Below are 22,966 nucleotides of genomic sequence, written 5' to 3'. Positions count from 1 at the left end.
GAGCAAGCCCGCTCCCACAGTTTGAACTGTGACCGGCTTGAGATCAGCAAACACAAAAAAGGGCGGCACCCTCACAGGTGCCGCCCTTTTTGTCGCTGCCTGCCTTACAGCTTGGCAGTCAACAACGCCTCCAGCTTCTCCTGGTCCCGGGCAAACTGACGAATCCCCTCCGCCAGCTTCTCAGTCGCCATCGCATCCTCGTTGGACTCCCAACGGAACTGCGCTTCAGTCAGATGCACCCGCGCTTCACCGGCATGGCCTGGCGCCAACTTGCGCTCCAGCTTGCCTTCATCGGCGGCCAGCTTCTCCAGCAGGTCCGGGCTGATGGTCAGGCGGTCACAGCCGGCCAGCTCTTCAATCTGGCTGAGGTTACGGAAGCTTGCACCCATGACTACGGTTTTATAGCCATTGGCCTTGTAGTAGTTGTAGATGCGCGTCACCGACTGCACGCCCGGATCTTCCGAACCGGTGTAGTCGTTGCCGTTGGCCTTCTTGTACCAATCGTAGATACGGCCCACGAACGGCGAAATCAGGAACACACCGGCTTCGGCGCAGGCCACGGCCTGGGCAAACGAAAACAGCAGCGTCAGGTTGGTCTGAATGCCTTCTTTTTCCAGCTTCTCCGCCGCGCGGATGCCTTCCCAGGTGGAGGCGATCTTGATCAGCACACGGTCACGGCCGACGCCGGCTTTGTCGTACAGGTCGATCAGACGATGCGCACGCTTGAGAATCGCGGCTTCATCGAACGACAAGCGCGCATCCACCTCAGTGGAAATACGCCCCGGTACGACTTTGAGAATCTCTTGACCTACCGCCACCGCAAAACGGTCGCTGGCCAGGCCCACGTCACCGTTGCAGTCCTTAACGCACTCATCCAGCAGCTTGGCATAGCCTGAGATCGAAGCGGCCTTGAGCAGCAGGGAAGGGTTGGTGGTGGCGTCTTGTGGCTTGAGCTTGGCGAGGGTAGAAAAATCGCCGGTATCGGCTACAACGGTGGTGAATTGCTTGAGTTGTTCCAGCTTGGAAGTCATGGGCGTGCTCTGTCCTGTGGGTCTGATGACATTACCCGAGCGCCGACAAGCGCTCAAGGGCGCAAATACATTCGGTCGTTTGCGCGGGCAACAACCTGAAAACAGCCGTTTGAATCACCGGCCATACTGCTAAATAGGAGACCAAAACCCCCGACAGGTTCAACCCACTCTACCGATCGTTCCCACGCTCCGCGCGGTAACGCATCCTGGGACGCTCTGCGTCCCGCCACCCACGCACGGCTCAAGCCCTGCGCAAGGGTGACGCGGAGCGTCACGCCCTGCATTCCCACGCAGAGCATGGGAACGATCATCACCCACAACTGTGGGAGCTGGCTTGCCCGCGAAAGCGGCCTGTCACCCACCAAACCCACCCACTGACACCCACCCTGCCAAATCACCGCCCCTCCAACAACTCCCCAGCCTGATCCAACAGCGCCAACGGATCACTCGCCTTATGAATATCCACCGACAACAACTGCCTGAACCGCCGAGCCCCCGGAAACCCGGTCCCCAACCCCAACACATGCCGAGTAACATGATGCATCGCCCCACCGCTGGCCAAATGCTCGGCAATATAAGGCCGCAACTGCGCCAACACCTGCGCCCGACTCACCACCGGCGCCGCACTGCCAAACAACTGCTGATCCACCTGCGCCAACACATACGGATTGTGATAAGCCTCCCGCCCCAACATCACCCCATCAAACACCTGCAAATGCTCCTGGCACTGCTCCAGCGTCTTGATGCCGCCGTTCAGCACAATCTCCAACGCCGGGAAATCCTGCTTCAACTGCGCCGCCACGTCATACCGCAACGGCGGAATGTCGCGATTCTCCTTCGGCGACAACCCCTCCAGAATCGCAATCCGCGCATGCACCGTAAAACTCGTACACCCCGCATCCCTCACCGTCCCAACGAAATCACACAACTCGGCATAACTGTCCCGCCCATTGATCCCGATACGATGCTTCACCGTCACCGGAATCGACACCGCATCCCGCATCGCCTTCACACACTCCGCCACCAGGGCCGGGTGCGCCATCAAGATCGCGCCGATCATATTGTTCTGCACCCGATCACTCGGGCAGCCGACGTTCAAGTTCACTTCATCGTAACCGGCAGCCTCAGCCATACGCGCGCAAGCGGCTAGGTCAGCGGGGACACTGCCGCCCAACTGCAGCGCGAGTGGGTGCTCGGCTTCGTTGTGACGCAGGAAGCGGTCGTGGTCGCCGTGGAGGATTGCGCCAGTGGTGACCATCTCGGTGTAGAGCAGGGCGTGCTTGGAGAGCAGGCGCAGGAAGTACCGGCAGTGGCGGTCGGTCCAATCCATCATCGGCGCGACGGAGAATCGTCTTGATATAACTTGTTGATTCATAAGTAATTTTTTCTAGCGTGATGCACCCATTTTACGCGGTTTTGAGCCCTGAGTGCACACGGGGTGCACATGGGGTGACTAATGGGTGGTAATAGTGTCTATAATATGTGCCTACCGAATTGCACACGGGGTGCACACGAATATGGCTACGTTCACAAAGCTTCCCTCTGGCAAAGTCAGGGCGCAGGTGAGGATCGGAGGATTCTACAGGGCACAGACCTTCGATCTCGAAAAAAACGCCAGAAAATGGGCCAAAGAGATCGAGCAGCAGCTCAAGCTCTCTACGAATGGCGACTACATTGATCCGCCGAAGAATGCCAATTTCGAAGATCTCGTCAGCGTCTACGAAGAACATGTTGGCGGCGTGAAGGCGTTTGGAAAGAACAAGAAAGCTGTCCTGAAGTCGCTGAAAGCCAAGATTGGGCACGTCAAGCTGCGGGCTCTGAGCGAAGCTGTCGTTCGAGACTTCGTTGATCGTCGAGTCAAGGAGGGGGCGGGTGGGGTCACTATTGCTGTTGACCTCGCCTATCTCAGAGCTGTGCTCAGCTGGGCCCGCTACGTCAGAAACCTCAATTTAGATCCCGACATCACCCTTGACGTTCGACGCTCACTCGCAAGACGGGGGCTCAAAGTACGTTCCAACGAGCGCACCAGAGTCGCGAGCCCGAGCGAGCTGAGCAAGCTTTGTGAGCATTATCAAAAGATGAAGAGAAACACGATCGACATGATTGCTGTCATCGAATTTGCCGTGCTGACTTCGCTCAGACAGGAAGAGATCTGCATGCTGAGGATTGAGGACATTGATCTAGACCGTCGAGTGATGCTTGTCAGAGACAGGAAGCATCCGACTGAAAAATTGGGTAACCATGGCGAGGTGCCGGTGCTGGATGACTTCGTTGAGCCAATTACAAAAGCTATGGGTGGTCGCAAAACCGGAAGGTTGTTTCCTTACGCCCCTAGGTCAGTGAGTGCTTCATTCACTCGTGCTTGCCAAGCCCTTGGCATCGATGATTTGAGGTTCCATGATCTTCGCCACACCGCTGCTACTGATCTCTTCACGCGAGAGCTCGATATTGAAGCAGTGTCCTTGTTCACTGGTCACAAGGACTGGAAGATGCTGCGACGCTACACTCATATCAAGGCCGAATCCGTGCATCTTGTTGAGCGTCGAAAAGCCCTTCGTAGAGCCGGTGAGGATCAGTCACAGAGCAGCCCTGATATGACTCCTGTCTGACCTGGCTTGAGCAAGCGAATCGAAGTAGCCCTTCACGTCTGCGATTGAGTAGAGGGGCTCATTTCCGAACAGAATGTAGTCTGGGCCTTTCGACCTTTTACGCCATGATTCCAGCGTTGACCGCTTTACGCCGGCAAGCGTGGCTACCTGGCTCTCAGTTAGATAACCCAGAGACTCTGCAATCCTCGCACGCTCCCGCTCCGCAGCTGCACCATCGATAGCTAGCTCAAACTCTTCGACATTCACGCACGCATTCATCTCTCATTCCAGTGCTCACAACTGGGCGACACCACGCAGCCCTCTGGAATCAATATGTTGCTAAATCGAATTCCTGGCAACACCGTCCGTCGGAAAATATCGGACACTCCATTGACAAATTGGCAATTTACTGAAAATACACTTGGTGTACTAATTCAGCCCCGCGTGAGGGAAAACTGAGAAATCCCCAGCAAAACCGGGGCATTGGCATTGCACGACAAGCGGAATCATGCGTTAATAAATGCCATAATATGTCCATCGAGGGTCAAAAATGGAAACCATCAAAAATTGGTGTCGACGCCTGTTTGTCTTCGTGATGATTCTGTACATCCTGTCGATTTGGCTCTAGCTGCCCACAAATCCAACCTTCCAGGAGCTGCCTGGCGGGGTGTTTGGGAACAAAGCTGCCTGGGAGCTGGAGCTGCTGGGGACTACTTGGATTTCTTGGCCTCGATATCCTTCAGGCGCTTAATCTCTCTCGGAAGTGTCAGCTGGTCGTACACGTCGCGGACGGCTGCCAGCTCTGTCTTTGCTGACAGCAGGTGGAGGCGTGGGGAGTTGTGATGCTCTAAGGGGAGATCGGGCTCGCCGAGCTCGATGTAGCGCTTGCGATCCTGCTTTAGGAATTTCAGATGGCCTTCCAGGCGCGTGACTTCTGCCCGAGCTTCAATCTGATCGACTCCGCCAAGCTCTTTGACTAGACGCTTGAACTGAGCCAGGGCATCTCGATAGATTTTGGATGCGCGGTCATGTATCTCAACGCCATGGAGCCTTGTTTCTAGGTCGCTAATCGACTTATCTAGGTCTTGCTTGCGCTTGTCGTACTCCGCCTGGACTTGGGCCACGGTGCGCGCTGGGCGACCCATTGACCTAGGGGTCTCTTCATTTATCATCGCTTTTGCTAGTGCTAGGCGAGCAATGCCATGATTCTCGGCCAAGCCTCTATCCAGGTTTTCAATCGGGCTCTTTGCAGGCCTGCCAATCTTAGGTGCCGACTCGATTCGAGATGAGATCAGTTCCGGTGTAGAAATCTCCTCGCCCTGTTCGACCTCCAGCTCATTTAGCAAAGCCAGCTCTCTTGTAAACTCAGCTACAAGCTCTACATAGCTCTGCTCGTCAGTCTTCGCGATCTTTCCAACCCTGAGCTCTACCAGTGGGGGCTCTTGGAAGGCATGAATGTCGCTGACCTGTGGCAACTGCGCGAGTTGCTTCGAAAGTGCCGCTTTCGTCTCGCCCCCTTTCGATATGAGCATGCCAAGACTCAGGCGCTGGGACAGCGCGTTTGCGCGCAAAATCTGTGTGTGCGGGTCTTCTACTGTCAATGGCTCGGCCAAGCGATAGGCGCACTCGTCGAGATTGGCTTTAAGTCGTGCGAGCTGATTTCGCTTCAGCTCCAGGTCGGAAGGTTTCGGCATGATCGAGCCCCGCGCAAATATCGGGGATAATATTGCATGGCGGGGGTTATGGCTATTAGGGGCGTTCAGACGCAGGCGAGACCAGGTCAAGGCTGCGCCGGTAGCGCTGCAGGTCAGCCAGGGCCTTTTCGGGGGACGCTTCCCACACCTGGCGGTCTTCATTCCTGGTGATGTGGCCATGCCAGGAACCGGGGTCTTCCTCAGTGTGTACAAAGTCGATATCACCCAGCAGCGTGCTGTAGCGATAACTCCTGCCGGTCGTTACAAAGGTTAGGCAGAAAGGCAGTTGGCTGATCCATCCGTGTTCGCTTAGCACTGATTCACAGCTCAGGTAAAAGCTGTCGAGTGGACGAAGAAAATTGGTTAAGCGAAACAGCCCAGCCGCAGGCGGGCCAAGGAAGGGATTTGAGTAAAGCGTGGGGGCGATCTTTTCGACGATGCCAGCTCTGACATGCCTGGCCATAGCGACCCGGAAATAATCCTTTGTTGGATAGCCTGCAAACCCGATCAATGTGGATTCAGGCACACACCAGACGCCGGCTGCAGCCAGCGTTTTGCAGGATTCCAGCAGCAGCTTTCGATTCATCACCAGCCCTCATTTCACTCAACAAAAAACTATCATTTTTGATAATAAATTGTCGAGCACAGGGGCATATCATTGGGAGCCAGACCCAGGCACAACCCTCTGAAACGAACGGCGATAGTACTGCTGGCACTCTTTTAGCGAGTAACGAATGTCGCGATTGTGACCCCGGAAGTAGCCCAGATTTGGATTCCTGGTGCGCCAGGTCTTCAGCGTGTTCAGACTCACACCCAGAACCTCAGCAGCCTCGGTAGCAGTAATCAGATCATTAGGAATACGCTCGCACATGCCCATCGTTTCGCTCTCTTTTCTGTTGTGCCGTCAACCGACATGAGCAAGGCTAAGAGCAAACAATATCTCTGTAAACCGTCAGGGAAATAATCAACTAAGTGTACTAACACCCAGTGTCAGACAACCACACCCAGCAACCCCAGCAATTCCGGTAGTTGTCTGACACTGCCCCAACTTTATCTCATTACTTTCTCTGACGAATGGTAACGAAATTGACAAATTGGCAACATAAAAAAGCCCCAGCCAGGAGAGAGAGGCCCGGCCAGGGCTGGTGCAGCAAAAAACAATAGAGGCATAGGCAGAAAGAGAGAGGAACCGCCTACATCTTTATATTATCACTGCCGTTAACCTATATGTGGGGATAAATCAAAAGCTGTTGGTTTTTTTTTGAGTGCAAAGTTTGGTTGGTTTGCGCGCAAAGAAAAAACCTGTTGTGTGGCAAGCGCTGCTGGGTTTAAATCCTGGCGCCTAGTTTCATCTTTACTTATCTACAATTTGTTCGTAAGCGTGAATCAGCTCTAGGACTTTCTTTGGGCAGCATGCTGTCATGAAATTAAGATTGCGATCTGAACAATTCATCCATTCTGAACTGTCCAAAACCCTGGCGATTTTATGGTCATATTTTCTAACGTCGTCCCAATATGGGCTTAAATCTTGTTCTTTCATTTCTTGGGGAGTTAGGTTGTGATTGATGCTTATTAAGGCGTCCTCATTACCCTCTTTGATCCTGACCCAATCCCCCTGTGTCGCTCTAAGGGCGGACGATTTCATCTCTTCAATATTCATGATTCCAGTGCTCACTTGTATTTATTATGGCTATATTGTCTCAGTGCGTGTTTTTGAAAGCAATAGTGTGATCTGCTGTATAACTTAAAGTAGTTGGGTGTCAAATCGTGGGTGTAAGATTTGGTGTAGGCAATTTCGAGATCCTGGCCATTCTTGAGGGGGTATGTGTCAAGATGCTATCATGTGCGCCGAAAAACCAATGGGACGGATTTCAAATGGTCAGAAAGATAGTTGGGTTGTTTTTCCTGCTTGCAGGGTTAGCTGTTTTTGCTGGGGCTATAGCCGTCGAGATTGCTTGGTTAGGCATATGTTTTGGGACAGTTATAATCGGGTTGTTGCTATTGTTCATGGCTCCTACGATCCTCCTTTTGCCTGTTAACCTAGGATTTGTCACTGGAATGGCCATTTGGGGCGCAGGAATGGCCATGATAACTAGCGACGGAGAGTCGAGGTCGGACACCCTGAAAAAATTTAACTCGCTGGAGCCTGGTATCGCTGACTCTAAAGTTGCTGCGTTCATTAATCCGCAGTTGCAGCAGATACGAGAGTTCGGCTACTCGCAGAATATAGATATCGTTGTTGTCGCCTATTACATGGCTTTAGTGTCAATGCTGACTAAGAAGCGTCTGAGCCTTGCTGACCTTAAGCCTACATGCCATGGCATCTATCCATCCAGGCCTATGGATGTAGATAATGCCTTTCATGGCGCGATAACGAATCATGCGAAGTACAGTGAAATCTACAAGAGCATCAGATCCCACGTTCGTGACGAAATTAAAAATGGCCAAGGTGAGTTTTTGGTTCGGTACGCTCAGCGAATGACATCCGAAGCAATCCCATTCTGAATTACCATTCGCCAGGTTGCACTTGTCAGGTGTCAAGGGCTGAAATAGTTGGAAATGTCTAGGTGTGTCCAGGTTTTTCCCTGTTACTCATCTAATCGAAGCCCGGCAATACCACTGGGAGATACGTCACTTTTATGCGTTTTCCACCCCATCGTATATTGCCCACCCTGAGAGAACGACTTGTATTTCAGGATTTCGACCTTGATTTCGGAGGTGTCTGGATCTATTTCAGGTGTTTCAGTGATAATTAACGAATTTGAATGTGAGGGCGGGTTATTCCAAAATCGACTATCGCGTTCAAATGAGAGAATCGCACCATAGATGGGGGCGCCAGTACTGAGATAGTCATTCAGATGGCCTTCCATCAGTTCATGACTGTGGTGCGTGAGCCTGACTGCGTTTCGGGAGTAGCCAGAGAGGGGATTCTTTGAATTTATCTGCGTGACAACTACAGAGCCTATATTTGAAGAGATTATTAGCGCTGGGAGCTCTGAGATATTGAAGGTTGTTCCTTGTACGCGCTTTGTTTCTGCATAGGCTTTTGCGGACTTGAGTGTCGTATGCATGCAGCCTGGAGAGTATCTGGCGATCCAGGTCGAGTGCCATGCGTTTCGCCCGGTATGAACGTAAAATACGGTGATTTCCTTGAGCGCGATGACGCTCTCGCCAACATAGCGCAAGGCATTGCTTAGCCTTGAAAGCTGGATCATGGCTCTAACTCCGATAGTCCCTTAAGTCAGCCAGCGCTCTGGTGACGATGGCTAGCTGACGATAGCACGACTCACTGCTGGGTGAAGAACGTCCCGATTTCGTTTTGATCAGGGAATCCCCCAGTCCCTGCCTTGAGCTTGATTCTGGCGTGGACGATCACGTCTTTTGCTTTCAAAGCATCGTCGAAGCTGCTGGTGGGGAGGCTGGCGGCGGTCTTGAGTTTTTCGAGCATCTCAGTGCTGATTTTGATGGCTATTGGGTGGTTGCCGGTGCCGTAAAAGCGGTGCCAGACGTGCCTGCCGGCGTGCTCTCCGCTCACAATTTCGAATTCGGCAAGGGCTGTTTCGCCGCCTGCCTTGGTCTTGCCTGGTTTGAATTCCTTGAGTTTGATCAGGGCCTCGTGAGTGGGCATGGGCTCTTTGCTCTGAGCCTTGCGATTGACGATCGTAGTGTCTATGCCCTTGGCTTTGCGGCGCAGCCAGTTTAGATGAGACCTGACCCAGGAGCGGCATGCGCGGAGTGCTGCGGCGTCTTTGCTTTCGCCAGGGCGTGGTTTGTGACGCGCATAGGATTGATCGAGGAAGTATTCGTTTCCGTGATTCTGCTCCTGATCGACCTCCAAGATTTTTTGAACGATCTGGTCTTCGTTGGCGGAGCGGAACAGGCCACCCAGGATGCGATTGAGCTCGAAGCTGCGGCCTGCTGCGCCGACTGCAGTGCCGGGGGTGCGGGGTTTTATAGTCTTGCTGTACTGAGCGTCGATGCCATAGCTACTTTGAGCCAGCTTGAGGTCTAGGACGTTCAGGGGCTCGCCGGGGTTGTAGAAGCTGATAGCGCCTTTGCGACGCTCAGGGTGCGTTGTGAACGTGTAGTAGCAGCGGGCTGTCTCTCTCCAGCAACCGTCTATGACCTTCAGCAGTCGACCATCGAGGAACTCGTCCAAGGCCTCAAGGGCTGCAGCGGATACAGTCAGAAATTCATCTGGGTAGATCGCCCGATCAAGCGGAAGCACGATTCGAAAGCGCGGGCATTCGGCGGAGTTGCTGTATGAGGTGTAGACAGCATGCTCAAGGCCTAGATCAATCAGGGCATCTTCAACTTCTTCAAGGCTGACAAGGTCATCTTCTGGTTTTTGATCAACGTCAAAGATCACCATGCTTGTCGCAATCACATTCTCCATGTTTCTCTCAGGGGCGCGGAAAAAAGATGGCGTAAAGGTAGGCCCATCCTTTAGATCGCTCATGCGCTGATTGAGAAGTAAATGGTTGTAGAACTGGCGGAACGACTGGGCCTCGCGATTTTGTACGTAGCGAGTTTCAGCAGTGTTCTGAGTTGCGAATTTAATTGCTTTTGTAGTCATGATGGTCTCTCTTGTTATGTTGTGCTCTCTCGCACATTCATAGTGTTGTATATGAGCAAAAGCCAGTGCAACACCTATTTCGCTTGTCAATTTCGGAAGTCGGGGTATATGAAAGGAAATCCACTTCCGTTTTTCTTAGCCAATTAAACCCGCTTTACCCTCAACGGGTCTCTCCTTTTATAAAAGGAAAGGGGTGGTTGAAGGTGATTGCTGATAGAAAACACCAGGGCTATAGGGTTGGCAAGTGATTTGGTTAAGAGAAACTGAAATGACAACGCTGCGTTACGCTTCACTCCCTAGCCTCATTTTTGCGCAACCGAAATCAACCCGGCGTTACCTTGATATCCCTCAATCAACCGAGCGTTATTTGCATACCTCAATATGTCCAACTGTCAACCCAGAAAGGTATTGCATGGTCTTTTGCTCATGTTCAACAATACAAATGTGCACAGAAGCACGACAACAATACTGAGAGAAAATCGAAATGCATCAGGTCGAACAAAATATCACTGGCGCTGGCAACACGGTCATTATTGGAATGGATTTTCCAATCAATGGATTCCAAACTGTTATGGCTGATGATCTAACAGATTCTACGCAGTACATTAAGAGCGAATATCCAAGCCTTAAAAGACTGGTGAGCATCTCCAACTCTGCAAGCCAAGCAGTTGAGGCGGCATTTAGAACCGCATCAGGCCTTTACGATCCTCTCTACGGGAAAATCACAGACAACGTCTATCAACTGAACAGGTCTGACGTTGCGCTGCTAGTGCTCAAAAACGAGATGACTGAAGGCAATTTCAGTAAAGCAGCCTACGAATTGGCTCGGGATACATATATTGCCGGAGACAAAGCAGTCGCCGCTCAGCGCCTGGCCTTGGTGTCTGGAAAAAGTGAGGCCGAATGTGCAATGGTTATTGCTGATAAAACACTTCGCGTTCAGGCGTTCTTCGATTCAAAAAGTGATAGCCATGACTTCCCTGTGATCCACAAACCCGCCTCAGCATCTTGGCTCCGCTCGGTTCTCCTTCGTCGCGACCGCCGTGCCCTGATCAAGTGCCCCACCGGCTGGGGCAAAAGCTCGCTCGTCATCAACCCCTGCATCCAAGACTTCCTGGCAGCCGACAAGAAGGTGCTGGTGATCTCTCATCGCCGTTCAATCATCAAAAGCCTCGACATCCCAGGGCTCGTTGACTACGAAGATGTACAGCCCGGTCAAATGCAAAAGACTCGCGGTCTGAAGGTCGTCGTCAACTCTCTGATCAGCGCAAAATTCGACGACTTCATCAAAGATGTCGACCTACTCGTGATTGACGAAGCCGCGCAGGTGCTCGATCACGTCTTTGAAGGTTCTGTGCAGCAGCGTGAGACCGTCTGGAACACCCTCAAGCAGGTCGTACACAACGCGAAATCAGTGGTCTTTGCAGACGCTGACGTCAACGACGAATGTCTGGCCCTGATCAAAAAAGGTAAGGAGTTCATCCACTGCTTCGAGATTGATCAGGCTCACACTGACGTCAACTGCAAAGTAGGCGCCCTCGACCAGGTGCGTGCCATGGCCCTCTCTGCAGCCCAGGCAGGCCAGAACACTCTGATCGCCATCGACATCGCCAGAGACGCCGAATCTCTTGGTAAAGTCCTGGAAAAGGCTGGCATTGATCCCCTAGTCATCACCAGTAAAACCGCAGGATGGCCAGCCCAATCAGCCTTCATCGCGAACCCAAACACTCGCGAACATCAGGTGGTGATCTACTCCCCCGCGATCACCAGCGCCTTGAGCATCACCTCTGGCCATTTCCAGGCGCATTACGGCTTGTTTGAGGGCTCTGTCACACCACGCTCAGCAATTCAGATGATGCGCCGTGACCGCACCGCCTGCGAGTTCGTGATTGGCATCAGGAACCCCCAGAACAAGCGTGAGGAGATCGCTGACGTCGAGTTCGATGCCTCTACCAAATCAGACTTTGATGCTGCTCGGAAAGATCACATGAAGCGCACTGGCTGGCTCCGCGACAACATCCAACTGACGCTGCCCTACGAGCTCAAACGCCAGGGGTTCTGCCTGGAGATGATCCCGAACGACAACGACCTTGGCATCGAAGGCTTCAAAGCGAACAGCGCCGGTCGCAGAGCAGTGAAGAAGGACACCGCGCTGACTATTCTGAACGCTACCGCAGCAACCGAAGCCCAGGCCAAGCGCACCAAAAAGATCGGCTCCAGCAGCGAAGCAGAGCATTTTGCAGCCATCCGCTTCGCAGCTCAGACAGGCCTTAAACGCAAAGAGCTCAGCTTCCACGACGCACAGTTTTGGGGTGAAGGCATCGGGCAGGTGAAGCTGGACAACTACCGCAAGCTCTTCGTCGAGCCATCAACCTCCTTCGAAGAGCTTGTCCAGGAGCTGCACACTGGCCTGCTCAATGACAACTGGACTCCAGCCGACTCAGTGGCTCTCTACGATCGAATCAACGCTGTCAGGCACGAAGCAATCCTGGCTGGATTCAAAATGCCCAAGAACACTGGCAGCGTCTCTGACCGCAGCAAGCAAGGCGCAATATCCGAAATCATGTCTCTCCATGGTTTGAAAACAAAGCGGAAGGATGGCGGTAAGTCAGGGTACTACTACATCATTGATCCAAAGTCGCTTGAGCAAATGAAAGAGTACACGGGGCTTTAAGGGATTGCCGGGGCAAGGATGCCCCTAATTCACAGCAAGTTGTCCGACACAAGAAAGAATTAAGATAATTGAATAAAACGCGCAATTAGGTGTTGCGCCAGGTTTTGCTCATTAACGATAATAAGATCATAGCAGCACATAATAAGAATAAGAGAGTGCATCCGTGAAAGGTCTAGATCCGCAGAAAATTGCTGACATCTTTAAATCAGATTCATACGCTAAACACTTCCAGAAGCCACACGGCTATCTCAATGTAGACAATGAACTACTAAAGCTATGTGCTGATGCGTGTTATGAAGTCGAGCAAGCCTTCCCCTGGAATGACTACAATCGTCAGGCATACCAGCGCAAGTTTGAGGATGGTGAGTCAATCATCAAGACTCCAGACCTGCCTCGCTACCCGCGCCCATATCGGAGCTGGAGTGAATTCAGAATGGGGCACTTTGGCGGCATGAAGGGCTTCGATTACGAGCCTTCCGCTTACAAGATTCCTTACTATGTCGAGCATAGCTACCAGCCAGACTGGATCGACCCCCTAAATGATCGAATCGTCTACGAGGGCAAAGGGGTTATCGCGGATCTTGAAACTGCTAGAAAATACATCTGTGCTGCAAAGCAGAACCACATTCACATCGTCTTCATATTCTCAAATCGCAATATCAAATGCCCCTGGGTTAAGCCGCGTGTTGATGGCACATCAATGACAATGGAAGACTGGGCCAAAAAGCAAGGGTTCGACTACTGCTACGAAGGCCAAGAAGCCGCTTTCCGAAAGTCCGATCGTTACAAGTGGCTTGTTCAAAACTTCGGACGTAATCTGCCGTCTCTGAAAGAACAACTCAGCGTAGACGGAATGAATAGCCATCCAGGCTTTTTTGCGCACAAACAACAATCAACAAGTGTTACAATGACTGTACAATAAAAATAATAAAGTCAGTCAACATGCGCCTCATTTTAGGTATCGACCCCGGCAAGTCCGGGGGCTTGTCAGTAATTGACGAGAACATGAATCTCATTGCTACTTACTCTATGCCAACGGTGAAAATCGGAGGCAAGGACAAAGTATGCCCGAAAGGTCTGCAAGCAATTTTTGAGACCCATCAAATTGAGCTGGCGGTCATTGAAAAGGTGGGTGCACGTCCAGGCCAGGGCGTCGTTTCAATGTTCAGCTTCGGCGATTCGTACGGCGTTGTTAGGGCTCTTGCAGAGGTCTACGCGGTCAAGCTGGTCTATGCCACTCCTCAGCAGTGGAAGGGCCATCAGTACCTCATTGGGCTCTCAAAAGAGCAGACCGCCGAAGTTGCATTCGAGATTTTCAAGGCCCCGGGGATCTACGGGCGTAAGCGCAAGGACGGCACTCCGTCAGTCAAAGATGGCATCTCCGACTCTCTGATGATCGCCAAATATGGCATCCGGCTTTTGGAGTGACCATGGCTGCCAAATCACTGACCAGGGATCTCATTAAGCGCCTGGGCATCGCGCTAACCAAAACCCCCTTGATCGAGGTTGCTGTTGGTGGCGTTGGCCTTCCGCGCTCCACTTTCTACTTCTGGAAAAACCAGGCTCAGGAGATTTCCGACGCGAATCCTGATCGAGAAAATCTGAGTCGGGATGAAGAGCTCCTCTTGGAATTTCTGGACACGATCGAGGCCTCACGGGCAAAGGTGGGCCAAAAGCTAAGTGACGCCGCTCTCAAGGGCGCAATGAATGATCCGAGGGTAGCGATCGACATCCTGCAGAGGATGTTCCCCGATCAGTTCGCTGCCCCGGCCAGACGCGAAATCGTCATCCGCCAGGAGGGAGGTGAGACAGGAACAGGCATCGCTCTAATACCTACCACGATGATTGATCAAGACATTGCCCAAGTCCTGGCACAGCAACAACAAGACGCCCTGCAGCTCGCAAAAACAAAAACAAAAGAGCTTTCGAATGATCACCCAACGGACTCAGACTGACTGCGGAATTGCCAGCTTGGCGAACGCTCTCGGCATAACCTATGAACAGGCCCTGACATGCTTCGGGCTTCAGGCAGACTTGCGTGGCACAACGGCAGCTGACACCTGCAACGCCCTTATCAGCCTGGGACTGAGCCCTGTCTATGCCACTTTCCCGGACTTCTATCAGCACCTCCAAACCACCGGCAACCCCTGCAGCCTCGATGTTGTCCGAGACCGCCCCGCAATCCTCACAATCCTCTCCCGCAACGGCTACAACCTGCACGCTGTTTACTGGGATGGTCATCAGGCCCACGACCCAGACCCCAAAGCCCTGCAGCCCCGCGACCTCGACTCAATGGTCATCCTCGAAGCGGTGTTTGTAAGCAAAAACGGCTTGTGCGCAAACAGCGAAGCGGGCATCAGGGCATGACGGCGTTCCAGGCTATCCGACCTCTCGCACGTGCGGTGCAGAACATCATTTGGAAGCCATTGCCAGGCTCTCAGTCGATGTTTTTGGTTCTGGGCCAGCCCCAATACCTCACACGCGAAGTGCTGTTCCACGGCTCGCGAGGCAATGGGAAAAGTGACGCCTTGATCATGGCCTTCCTTCAACACGTTGGTAAGGGTTGGGGCGCATATTGGCGTGGGATCATTCTCCGGAAAGAATTCAAGCACCTTGCTGACCTCGTCAAAACTGCCGGCATGCTGATTCCCAGGATTTTCCCTGGAGCTGTATGGAACGAGACCAAGCACTCATGGACGTTTCCCACGGGCGAGGTGCTGATCTTCAATCACATCAAACACGTCAGGGAGTACGACGGGAAATTCCACGGTCATCAGTACGCGTTTATTGGTTTTGATGAGCTGGCCACCTGGCAGACGATCGAGGTGTATGAGGCCATGCTCTCAACCTTGCGTACTGCCTATCAGCCGACCGCTACTCAGCCACTCCCACCACCCCTTCAAGTCCGTAGCACCACAAACCCCTGGGGTGCCGGCAGAACCTGGGTGTACGAAAGGTTTATCGAGGGCCGCAAGCCAGGCGAGATCACTTACAACCAAGATGGCACCAGGCAGCGCACAGCCCTGTTCGGCACGATCTTCCAAAATCATTATATTGACGATGGTTACATCCGAAATTATTTGGCCCAGCTCACTGACCCAGCAAAGCGCGCTGCATGGTTAGAGGGCGATTGGGAGGCGGTCGACACAGGCGCGATGTTTGGCCCCGTTTGGTCTCAACACCTGCTGCTTGATCCGTTCCAGATCCCTGCCAGCTGGAAAGTTGATCGGTGCTTTGACTTTGGCCAGTCCACCCCATTTTGCTGTCTCTGGGTTGCCGAGAGTAATGGGGAATCTGTGCGGGTGGGGAATCGTGAATTTTGCCCTCCCAAGGGCAGCTTAGTGGTGATTGGCGAGGATTATGGCACTGAAGTTGACCCTCGCACGGGTAAACAGGCACGCCCGGATGCTGGGTTATTCCTTTCCGCTCGACAAATCGGTGCACGCCTCAAACAGAAAGAGGAAAAGCTGCTGACCGGGGTGTTGAGCAATCATAAGAAAGTTGCTCCTGGGCCTGCAGATAATCAGATCTACAACGGCTCAAAGGTCGATCAGGGGAACGCACCCACAGTGGCCAAGGATTTGAAGGCTGAGGGCATCGACTTTGTGAATTCTGACAAGTCCCCTGGCTCCCGTGTGACCTCTGCGCAGCTCATGTTCGGGCGGCTACATGCCACCAAAATTCAAGATCCGACTAACCCCCATATTTACTTCTTTCCAGCCGCTAAATTCCTCATCAAAACCCTTCCATTCCTGCAGCGTGACGACGACCAACTCGATGCCGTAGCCAAAGGGCCGGATGACCACGCCTGGGACGCTTTGGCGTACAGATTGACCTGGAAGCGCCCAGTTACCACTGTCTCTCATGGGATAATGGGTTAAATAAACGCCATAATAAGAGTCGAAAAGACCAGTATGAAAGTCCAAGATCGCAGCGAAATCTGCTCGAAATACCTCTCCGATCGCAAGATCATCCGCTCCCTGCGCGGGGGCACTGAATCTATGCGCCAGGCTGGCCAGGAATACCTACCAAAGGAGCCGGGTGAGACCCCAGTCGCATACAACAAACGCCTGAAACGCTCGGTACTCACGAACTTTATTGCCCGCGTCGTGAAGAATTTGAGTTCAAAGCCTTTTTCGCGGCCAATTGGCGTCACGTCTGAGTCTCATCAAGACCTGGCAGATCTGTTTGCCAAAGATGTCGATGGTAAAGGGACTTCAGTGTCTGCGGTGGCATCAGTTGCGTTCCAGGATGCGCTGTGGAACGGCACTTCGTTCCTGTGCGTCGATGCCCCAGTCAGCGGTGGTCAGCCATATGCCTACTGGCTCTCGGCGGATGACATCCTGGGCTACAAGCTGGATGAGGACGGTCGCCTGCAGGAGATCAGGATCTCAGAAGTTGCCGCTGTGGAAGACGGTGAGTGGGGTGAGAAGAACGTGGCCAGGGTGAGGGTTTTTAGGCGTTCTGGGGGGAAGGTTCTGTGGAGTCTGTACCAGGAATCTGATGGTGCCGATTACATGCAAGTGGAGCCTTGGCGTGATTTCGGATTGACTGAAATTCCTGTGATCCCGATTCATTCAAACCCTGCGGAGACTCGCGGCACGCTGTTCTGTCCGCCGCCGATGATCGACCTAGCGCATATGAACGTGGCCCACTGGCAAGAGCACAGCGATCAGAGAAACATCCTGCACGTAGCGCGTGTGCCCATTCTTTTTGCGTCGGGCGTCGAGGAAGGCGTGGAGATCAAGATCGGTGTGGACAGTGCGATTGTGGCCAACGCCGGGAGTGATCTGAAATTCGTGGAGCACAGCGGCAATGCGATCAACGCTGGACGTCAAAGCCTGCAAGACCTTGAAGGGCTCATGGCGTCGTATGGTATCGAGATGCTACAGAACAATGGCATCGTAGAAACTGCCACGGGCCGCGCTCTGAACGCTGGGGAAAACAACAACCAGATCGCGTCGATGGCAACCGCAACAGCGTCGGCGATAGCCAAGGTTTTTGAGATGTTGGCCAGGTTCTCGCGTGTGTCGAATGCTCAGTTCGTGTGCGACATCAATACTGACTACGGCATCAACGCGAGTACTGAAGAACTGCAGGCCCTGGCAACGGCTCGTGCCAATGGCGACCTTTCTCAGTTCGAGTATCTCGCAGAGTTGAAACGCCGGGGAGTGCTCCGGAACGATTTCTCTCAAGAAGACAACGCGGACAGGCTTGCGACTGAGTACACGCCAGCTTGATTTGATGTCAAAGAGCCTCCCTGTCGGTATGCTGCCGGATTTCAGGGAGAGCTGGGTCATGTGGGTATGGCGTGAAACGAGGGAAAAGTGGCTACTCGCAGCTGCTCTCACTGTTCTGGGTCTCATCATCCTGATCAACCTCCAGCTAGAGGTTTGGCCCTGGCTCAAAGGGGGTAAGGCTGCAGCCTTTCTCTCTGCCGAGGCCACTGTCAGTGTTAGCAGTGATCTGCTGGTGGGGCTTTTTTCTGCATACGTCTTCTACGTAGTCATTGAGCTCATACCCAGCTTCAGAAGGGAGAAGCTGACGCTAACGCCATTGAATCTGATCGTCGCCTCCGTCATTGACGCCTATGAGCGAACTCGGGTTTTTGGTCACGAAACGCCGATCACATCGATCGATGACTCCATCCTGGCCCTAGACAACCTGAGGGCACACAAGAGCTCGATCGTGACGACTGCTCAAATCCTCAAGCTCAAGTTTGCAATGGAAACCGCTCACTCAAGGTATCCGGATTTCCAGCACGGCCTAACGTTGGCAGCGTCAATATCACCTGATCATGCGCTGGACTGGCTGGTTCTCACAGACAAAGTGCGGCTGCTGGCAGATCAGTATGGTTCATGGCCCCTGCACCCATTCCCTGAAAACCTCGGCAACGAGCTGAGCGAGCAGCAGCGCCTTGATCCAGCATGCGTAGCTACTTTCGAAAAGTACAAACGAGACATGAACTTGATGGAACAGACGCTCAAGCTTCGAGTGCTGGAGGTTATCGAGGCTTCAATCTATTGGATGCAGCGACAGACCTCATGACCCCAGATATCCGTGGGCATAATTCCACTTGCCTTGGTTGGCTTTGAAGTTGCGGAAGCGGTAGCCCAAGAATGAAAAGCCCCGCGAGCTGGCGGGGCTTCTGGGTTTGCTAGAATCAGGTCTTTTCCCGTAGTTTATTAAATCTCAAAACTGGGGATAATTTAAGAGGGCTGTCTGCACCTACCATGAATAAAAATATAGCCATGAACATTATCAGTGATTGCTGGTCAGTAAGCACAAGACCTCCAAGATATTGAAGGGGTATCGTACACCAAATCTCAACTGTTAGTGACCAAATGCAGATATCGGAAATGTAATTGGTGAGCATCCATGTTTTGCCCGATTTTGTGGTGGGGTCATAATGCACGATGCGACAAGCAATGGAGATTAGGAGGAGAGTGATGACTGCTAAATAATAATGGCTCATTATTTTTATTCTCATTGGTGGTTCTGTATATTAACGCATTGGAGCAATGGGTGGTGCAATACCCCAAACCCTGATATACCTGAAAGTAGTTTGCTGTCAAACGGCCTGCTGTTATAATGTCTTCCTACCTAACAGGAGATGATGCTGTGACTTTGGTGATCGCAGGGCATTCTTTGCTCAACATGGGTTTCAGTCGTTTGGATAATAAGTTCTGCGAGGGAATCTTCTTCGTCTCTGACAGCAGCATCACACAAAGGGGTACAACGCTAGTCAGTGGTTTCAAGAAAGTTATCGAGATGCCCATCCGTGTCGCCGGGGTGAACTTTCTAGAGGAAACGTTTCAGGGTTATCATGGCTACAGGTATGAAGGGGCCTGCGCTATCGCTTTCGCCGGCAGCACCTTGGTAGCACAGCATATCCTGAATTCGATTCGGAACCACTTGGCTGACTTGCATCCTACTTTTCGAGATGGCACTTATCAGCTGGCCATGGTCTGCGAGGAGCATAAATTCCTTTATGGTGATTATCCGACAGACATGTTTTTGGAGCGGGATATTAGCCCAAGCAGTCTCCTATCTGCTCAAGTGATTGCCGACGTGGTGGAGCACTCAGTCCAAGCAATTCTTAATCAGGCTAAGAAGCATAAAAACATGAAGCACATGTTCTCTGCTTACCAGGCTGATTTTATTCTCGGCATCTGCTGTCCTAAAACAAAAAAATACCATTTGTACCAGTATGAAATTTTGCCGAGCGATCCAGACGGTGCCGTCGTTTCGATGAAGGAAATTCCGGAGGGCCAGGTTGCTGTTATCGGTATGCGCAAGCTACATGAGCAGGACGCCAACGACGCATTTGCCAAGGCTGTTGCGGGCGGGAAGACCACAGCGCCCGTGATGTTTGATTTTTTGGCCAATGCCATCAAAGCTCAAAACGAGATTGGGGTGTTTGATATCGGCTTCCCTGCTTTCCACTACACGCTTGAGCAGAGTCGCTTGAGTAAGCCCAAAAGGCGTGAGTCATAACCACAGATCCCCGCCAGCCCGAGATCCGACACCCAGAGCAAGCGGCAACTAGCCTGGGTAGTGTTGTTTGGTTAAGAAAAACCGCTTGTAAACAAAAAGCCTCCTGGCGGTGGCATTCTCATCCAGTGTTAGTTCGCAGAAGGTGCTCTCAGTCCTAATGACCAGAATCGTCTTCGACTTGAGAGTTCCGGATTTTGGCTCGAACAGTTTCCAGGTCTGACCCCGTCGGCACATCAACACGCTTCAGAGTCTTAATCCGGCCACGTCCGAAGTTCTTCCTTAGCTCGTAGATGTCCAGGATTTCGTCGTTGTTGCCGTAAAGCTCTTGGATGTAGTGGATCTCAAGGCCATTGCCTAGCATGGTGGGCGCGTCTTTCATGTTTTTCTCTCTTATTATTATGTGCTGTGGGTGGATTTGAAAACAAAGACAAGGTTCAAAGGCCCAGGTCAGCGCCGAGCTTGTGGTCTAGATACTGGCGCAAGTGCATTTTTGTAGTGTCCAGCATATAGGCCTGCGCCAGTTTTTCTTTCAGGGCATCGAAGTAGTTGCTCCGGAACTGATATGGCCGATCATATGTTTTATCGTATGATATACGGCGTACCTCATCGCGACCAAGTTCAACGATCGCTGCCTGAACAAGTGGAAAGCTCTCGGATAGGATGTGATGCGCACTTCTCTGACGCTCCTCTCGCCTTTGCCTTTCATCTTGACTCATTGACGGCAGATCCATGATGTTTAGAAGTGGGGCTGTGTGAAGAATCGTTCGAGCGTATCGCAACACGCTACACTCTTCGCCTGGCTCTTCCTTAGCATCCAAATCCTCTTTAACTTCTATAACCATGGACTGGAGATCCTCGGCAATCCTTTTCGACATCGCGTCAAAGACACCCTTCAGGGCAGGGGGAAGACTTTCGCAAATGTCATTCTGGGGTTGTAGGGTTACGAAGAAGTCGAATCTAGTATGATCATGAGGCATGGAGTTTATCTCTCTTATTATGTGTTCTTCTTACTTTAAGGTACTGGTTGTGCATACAGTTACGCAATAGGTCAAGGAAAATATTCTCGACTCGTACAACAACTATCAGGATAATACTTGCACGCTATCCGAGCTGGGATTACATTTCATAGCACTTACTAAAACGGAGCATCACCAATGTCAAAAGCAGCCGAATACCGGGCCCTTGAACGCCAGATCGCCGAGCAGCTTCAAGCTCTAGAAGCCCTGAAAGGCAGCGAAGCCCTGCAGGCAGAATTGGAATTTGAAGACAAACTGCGCAAGCTGCTCGCCGAGTACGGGATGTCGCTGCGCAACGTCATTGCCATTCTCGATCCGAAGGCTGCTGCGGGTGCTGCTGCGGTGGGTGGCAAGGTTGATGGGCGTAAGGGGACGCGTGCGCCTCGTGCGGTCAAACGCTATCTGAACCCTCACACGCAAGAGGTCGTTGAGACCAAGGGCGGCAATCACAGCACCTTGAAAGCTTGGAAAGCAGAGCATGGCGCTGAGCAGGTAGAAAGCTGGCTTCAGTGAGCTAGAATGCTGGCTTCTGAGAAATCTGGAGCCAGGTTATGCCAAGGAAGACACTAATATTCGGAAACGGGTTGGGTATGGCGCTCGACCCTAGGCACTTTTCCCTGACCAATGCCATGGCGGAAGTTTGGGCTGACCCCGTAGCGCTTCCTGACGTTCAAAAACAACTGATCAGTCAGTGTGTTGGTGGAAATGGCGCTATACCCGAACGTGAGGATCAGCTAGACCCTCTACACCTCGTCATCTCGGCTTGTAAGACCCTTGCAAGCATTAACATGTCACAGCGGATGGATGTCCATTGGCTTTCCCAAGAGGGTCAGCAGTTTCCTGTGGCTGTAGCAAACTACATTCACAAGGTCGCTACCAGGCTGCACCTGTACGGTGGTGAGCTACCCCCAGCCTTTTTGGGCCCTCTGATCGACTTCGTGAGAAGAACAAAGTCTCATGTCGCCACCTTGAACTACGACAAGCTTCTCTACGGTGCCTTCCTAGATGCAAATCTGATGGCAGGATATTTTGACACTACGCTCGTTGACGGAATGATTGGTGGAGGTTTCAGCTCAGATTCCCTGGAGCGCCGTTATGGCAATGACTACGGGTACTACCTTCATCTTCACGGCTCACCTCTCTTTTTCGATCACCACGGCCTTGCACGTAAGCGGGATCGGCATCAGCTAAATCCGTTCTCGCCAGAAGGCTCAGACCACATCGTTCTAACCCATGTTAGACACAAGCGCTCGGTGATTGGCGCTTCCATGGTGCTCTCTGCATATTGGAACTACCTGAATTTTTGCTTGAGTGAGTCGGAAGAGATCATTGTGTTTGGCTACTCTGGCGATGACTTGCACCTGAACGATGTGATCGCAGCGTACGCTCAGTCTAGGCACGTTGTAGTGGTGGAGTGGAATGGCGTAGCAGCCACCGATCAGCAAAGGCATTGGTTCTGGACGCAAAAGTTTAAGACTACGAATCTCCACCATTGGTACCTTCCGAATATCCTCGCCTTCAATCAGTGGGAATATAATTATTAGTTGCGCGTGGTGTCGCTCCATCTGCATAGTTGAATCATGCAGGGCATAACAATAAGAGAGAACACCATGAACATCAGCAAAATCTACACGGAAGCCAAAGCTGCCATTGAATTCTCGTCTGGCACGTACTTCCTTTTCCAAATTGCTCCCCAGATCGAGGATTTCTGCGTAGACGAGTGCTTCCGCTTAGCACAGCAGGACACCCGTAAACCCTCCGACCGCCCTGATCTCAAGCAGCTCCCGAAATGGCAACAGCTTTGCGCAGCTGCGTGCATGACCGAGTTTCACGCCTGCCTCTCACGCATCGCCCAGGAACGTCTGGAACGACTTAAAACCGCCTAATCCT

The 22,966-nt window shown here is 52.2% G+C and carries 23 protein-coding genes; 14 read left to right on the top strand and 9 right to left on the bottom strand.

Going from position 1 to position 22,966, the window contains the following annotated elements; genetic code table 11:
• Window positions 1-104 precede the first annotated feature (104 nt).
• Both tal and dusA read right to left on the bottom strand, forming a co-directional pair.
• The gene (gene tal / locus BLV67_RS08795; protein ID WP_065929198.1) at window positions 105-1,031 is read right to left on the bottom strand and encodes a transaldolase; all 927 of its coding nucleotides are present in this window, start codon (window positions 1,029-1,031) and stop codon (window positions 105-107) included.
• 394 nt (window positions 1,032-1,425) lie between these two features.
• On the bottom strand, window positions 1,426-2,406 hold the full coding sequence (dusA, locus tag BLV67_RS08785; RefSeq protein WP_069788605.1) for a tRNA dihydrouridine(20/20a) synthase DusA: 981 nt from the start codon (window positions 2,404-2,406) through the stop codon (window positions 1,426-1,428).
• A gap of 142 nt (window positions 2,407-2,548) precedes the next feature.
• Between dusA and BLV67_RS08780 the strand changes: the two genes are divergently transcribed.
• Window positions 2,549-3,640: a tyrosine-type recombinase/integrase gene (locus tag BLV67_RS08780; protein WP_074854441.1), complete on the top strand. Its 1,092-nt coding sequence runs from the start codon at window positions 2,549-2,551 to the stop codon at window positions 3,638-3,640.
• 689 nt (window positions 3,641-4,329) lie between these two features.
• On the opposite strand, the gene BLV67_RS08770 is transcribed toward BLV67_RS08780, so the two are convergent.
• The 3 genes from BLV67_RS08770 to BLV67_RS08760 form a co-directional block, all read right to left on the bottom strand.
• Window positions 4,330-5,313 (bottom strand): hypothetical protein, encoded by a 984-nt coding sequence (locus BLV67_RS08770; RefSeq protein ID WP_069788608.1) that lies wholly within the window; start codon window positions 5,311-5,313, stop codon window positions 4,330-4,332.
• 55 nt (window positions 5,314-5,368) lie between these two features.
• Window positions 5,369-5,899: a type IV toxin-antitoxin system AbiEi family antitoxin domain-containing protein gene (locus tag BLV67_RS08765; RefSeq protein ID WP_069788609.1), complete on the bottom strand. Its 531-nt coding sequence runs from the start codon at window positions 5,897-5,899 to the stop codon at window positions 5,369-5,371.
• Between the two features lie 768 nt (window positions 5,900-6,667).
• The gene (locus BLV67_RS08760; RefSeq protein WP_069788610.1) at window positions 6,668-6,973 is read right to left on the bottom strand and encodes a hypothetical protein; all 306 of its coding nucleotides are present in this window, start codon (window positions 6,971-6,973) and stop codon (window positions 6,668-6,670) included.
• Window positions 6,974-7,080: 107 nt separating this feature from the next.
• Here BLV67_RS08760 and BLV67_RS08755 point away from each other — a divergent pair, with 107 nt between their 5' ends.
• On the top strand, window positions 7,081-7,818 hold the full coding sequence (locus BLV67_RS08755; RefSeq protein ID WP_141722778.1) for a hypothetical protein: 738 nt from the start codon (window positions 7,081-7,083) through the stop codon (window positions 7,816-7,818).
• Window positions 7,819-7,901: 83 nt separating this feature from the next.
• On the opposite strand, the gene BLV67_RS32340 is transcribed toward BLV67_RS08755, so the two are convergent.
• A complete protein-coding gene (locus BLV67_RS32340) occupies window positions 7,902-8,528 on the bottom strand; it encodes a hypothetical protein (RefSeq protein ID WP_141722779.1) in 627 nt (208 codons plus the stop codon).
• A 71-nt stretch (window positions 8,529-8,599) separates the two neighbouring features.
• On the bottom strand, window positions 8,600-9,889 hold the full coding sequence (locus tag BLV67_RS08750) for a hypothetical protein (RefSeq protein WP_069788612.1): 1,290 nt from the start codon (window positions 9,887-9,889) through the stop codon (window positions 8,600-8,602).
• 484 nt (window positions 9,890-10,373) lie between these two features.
• On the opposite strand from BLV67_RS08750, the gene BLV67_RS08745 reads away from it, so the two are divergent.
• From BLV67_RS08745 to BLV67_RS08700, 9 genes are all read left to right on the top strand, one after another.
• A complete protein-coding gene (locus tag BLV67_RS08745) occupies window positions 10,374-12,563 on the top strand; it encodes a hypothetical protein (RefSeq protein WP_069788613.1) in 2,190 nt (729 codons plus the stop codon).
• Window positions 12,564-12,726: 163 nt separating this feature from the next.
• Entirely contained in the window at window positions 12,727-13,485 is a 759-nt protein-coding gene (locus tag BLV67_RS08740; RefSeq protein ID WP_069788614.1) for a PDDEXK family nuclease, read from the top strand.
• Between the two features lie 20 nt (window positions 13,486-13,505).
• Window positions 13,506-13,991 carry a RuvC family protein gene (locus BLV67_RS08735; RefSeq protein ID WP_069788615.1) on the top strand — a complete coding sequence of 162 codons (486 nt, stop codon included), beginning with the start codon at window positions 13,506-13,508 and terminating at the stop codon, window positions 13,989-13,991.
• Window positions 13,992-13,993: 2 nt separating this feature from the next.
• Entirely contained in the window at window positions 13,994-14,518 is a 525-nt protein-coding gene (locus tag BLV67_RS08730) for a hypothetical protein (protein WP_069788616.1), read from the top strand.
• Complete coding sequence (locus BLV67_RS08725) at window positions 14,493-14,930, top strand: hypothetical protein (protein WP_069788617.1); 438 nt, start codon at window positions 14,493-14,495, stop codon at window positions 14,928-14,930. Before BLV67_RS08730 ends, BLV67_RS08725 begins: the two co-directional genes overlap by 26 nt.
• Before the next feature lie 77 nt (window positions 14,931-15,007).
• Window positions 15,008-16,444, top strand: coding sequence for a terminase large subunit domain-containing protein (locus BLV67_RS08720; RefSeq protein ID WP_244160707.1), 1,437 nt, complete (start codon window positions 15,008-15,010; stop codon window positions 16,442-16,444).
• Window positions 16,445-16,477: 33 nt separating this feature from the next.
• Entirely contained in the window at window positions 16,478-17,803 is a 1,326-nt protein-coding gene (locus BLV67_RS08715) for a DUF4055 domain-containing protein (RefSeq protein WP_244160706.1), read from the top strand.
• A gap of 28 nt (window positions 17,804-17,831) precedes the next feature.
• Window positions 17,832-18,611, top strand: a complete 780-nt coding sequence (locus BLV67_RS08710; RefSeq protein ID WP_237859430.1) for a hypothetical protein — start codon at window positions 17,832-17,834, stop codon at window positions 18,609-18,611.
• A gap of 573 nt (window positions 18,612-19,184) precedes the next feature.
• Window positions 19,185-20,060, top strand: a complete 876-nt coding sequence (locus BLV67_RS08700; RefSeq protein ID WP_069788620.1) for a hypothetical protein — start codon at window positions 19,185-19,187, stop codon at window positions 20,058-20,060.
• Between the two features lie 154 nt (window positions 20,061-20,214).
• Here the strand turns inward: BLV67_RS08700 and BLV67_RS08695 are convergent, their stop codons facing one another.
• Both BLV67_RS08695 and BLV67_RS08690 read right to left on the bottom strand, forming a co-directional pair.
• Window positions 20,215-20,439 carry a hypothetical protein gene (locus BLV67_RS08695; RefSeq protein ID WP_069788621.1) on the bottom strand — a complete coding sequence of 75 codons (225 nt, stop codon included), beginning with the start codon at window positions 20,437-20,439 and terminating at the stop codon, window positions 20,215-20,217.
• A 55-nt stretch (window positions 20,440-20,494) separates the two neighbouring features.
• Window positions 20,495-20,902, bottom strand: a complete 408-nt coding sequence (locus BLV67_RS08690) for a hypothetical protein (RefSeq protein ID WP_141722780.1) — start codon at window positions 20,900-20,902, stop codon at window positions 20,495-20,497.
• Window positions 20,903-21,214: 312 nt separating this feature from the next.
• On the opposite strand from BLV67_RS08690, the gene BLV67_RS08685 reads away from it, so the two are divergent.
• From BLV67_RS08685 to BLV67_RS08675, 3 genes are all read left to right on the top strand, one after another.
• Complete coding sequence (locus BLV67_RS08685) at window positions 21,215-21,589, top strand: histone-like nucleoid-structuring protein, MvaT/MvaU family (RefSeq protein WP_069788623.1); 375 nt, start codon at window positions 21,215-21,217, stop codon at window positions 21,587-21,589.
• Between the two features lie 38 nt (window positions 21,590-21,627).
• Window positions 21,628-22,620, top strand: a complete 993-nt coding sequence (locus BLV67_RS08680) for an SIR2 family protein (RefSeq protein ID WP_069788624.1) — start codon at window positions 21,628-21,630, stop codon at window positions 22,618-22,620.
• Window positions 22,621-22,686: 66 nt separating this feature from the next.
• Window positions 22,687-22,962, top strand: coding sequence for a hypothetical protein (locus tag BLV67_RS08675; RefSeq protein WP_069788625.1), 276 nt, complete (start codon window positions 22,687-22,689; stop codon window positions 22,960-22,962).
• Window positions 22,963-22,966: the final 4 nt, after the last annotated feature.

This window comes from Pseudomonas salomonii (assembly GCF_900107155.1).
Lineage (GTDB): Bacteria > Pseudomonadota > Gammaproteobacteria > Pseudomonadales > Pseudomonadaceae > Aquipseudomonas > Aquipseudomonas salomonii.
This window is presented reverse-complemented; position numbering and strand designations above follow the sequence as displayed.

Coding starts and splice junctions, on each gene's coding strand:
- tal (WP_065929198.1), bottom strand. CDS start 1,031: ATGACTTCCAAGCTGGAACAACTCAAGCAATTCACCACCGTTGTAGCC.
- dusA (WP_069788605.1), bottom strand. CDS start 2,406: ATGAATCAACAAGTTATATCAAGACGATTCTCCGTCGCGCCGATGATG.
- BLV67_RS08780 (WP_074854441.1), top strand. CDS start 2,549: ATGGCTACGTTCACAAAGCTTCCCTCTGGCAAAGTCAGGGCGCAGGTG.
- BLV67_RS08770 (WP_069788608.1), bottom strand. CDS start 5,313: ATGCCGAAACCTTCCGACCTGGAGCTGAAGCGAAATCAGCTCGCACGA.
- BLV67_RS08765 (WP_069788609.1), bottom strand. CDS start 5,899: ATGAATCGAAAGCTGCTGCTGGAATCCTGCAAAACGCTGGCTGCAGCC.
- BLV67_RS08760 (WP_069788610.1), bottom strand. CDS start 6,973: ATGAATATTGAAGAGATGAAATCGTCCGCCCTTAGAGCGACACAGGGG.
- BLV67_RS32340 (WP_141722779.1), bottom strand. CDS start 8,528: ATGATCCAGCTTTCAAGGCTAAGCAATGCCTTGCGCTATGTTGGCGAG.
- BLV67_RS08750 (WP_069788612.1), bottom strand. CDS start 9,889: ATGACTACAAAAGCAATTAAATTCGCAACTCAGAACACTGCTGAAACT.
- BLV67_RS08745 (WP_069788613.1), top strand. CDS start 10,374: ATGCATCAGGTCGAACAAAATATCACTGGCGCTGGCAACACGGTCATT.
- BLV67_RS08735 (WP_069788615.1), top strand. CDS start 13,506: ATGCGCCTCATTTTAGGTATCGACCCCGGCAAGTCCGGGGGCTTGTCA.
- BLV67_RS08730 (WP_069788616.1), top strand. CDS start 13,994: ATGGCTGCCAAATCACTGACCAGGGATCTCATTAAGCGCCTGGGCATC.
- BLV67_RS08725 (WP_069788617.1), top strand. CDS start 14,493: ATGATCACCCAACGGACTCAGACTGACTGCGGAATTGCCAGCTTGGCG.
- BLV67_RS08720 (WP_244160707.1), top strand. CDS start 15,008: ATGTTTTTGGTTCTGGGCCAGCCCCAATACCTCACACGCGAAGTGCTG.
- BLV67_RS08715 (WP_244160706.1), top strand. CDS start 16,478: ATGAAAGTCCAAGATCGCAGCGAAATCTGCTCGAAATACCTCTCCGAT.
- BLV67_RS08710 (WP_237859430.1), top strand. CDS start 17,832: ATGCTGCCGGATTTCAGGGAGAGCTGGGTCATGTGGGTATGGCGTGAA.
- BLV67_RS08695 (WP_069788621.1), bottom strand. CDS start 20,439: ATGAAAGACGCGCCCACCATGCTAGGCAATGGCCTTGAGATCCACTAC.
- BLV67_RS08690 (WP_141722780.1), bottom strand. CDS start 20,902: ATGGTTATAGAAGTTAAAGAGGATTTGGATGCTAAGGAAGAGCCAGGC.
- BLV67_RS08685 (WP_069788623.1), top strand. CDS start 21,215: ATGTCAAAAGCAGCCGAATACCGGGCCCTTGAACGCCAGATCGCCGAG.
- BLV67_RS08680 (WP_069788624.1), top strand. CDS start 21,628: ATGCCAAGGAAGACACTAATATTCGGAAACGGGTTGGGTATGGCGCTC.
- BLV67_RS08675 (WP_069788625.1), top strand. CDS start 22,687: ATGAACATCAGCAAAATCTACACGGAAGCCAAAGCTGCCATTGAATTC.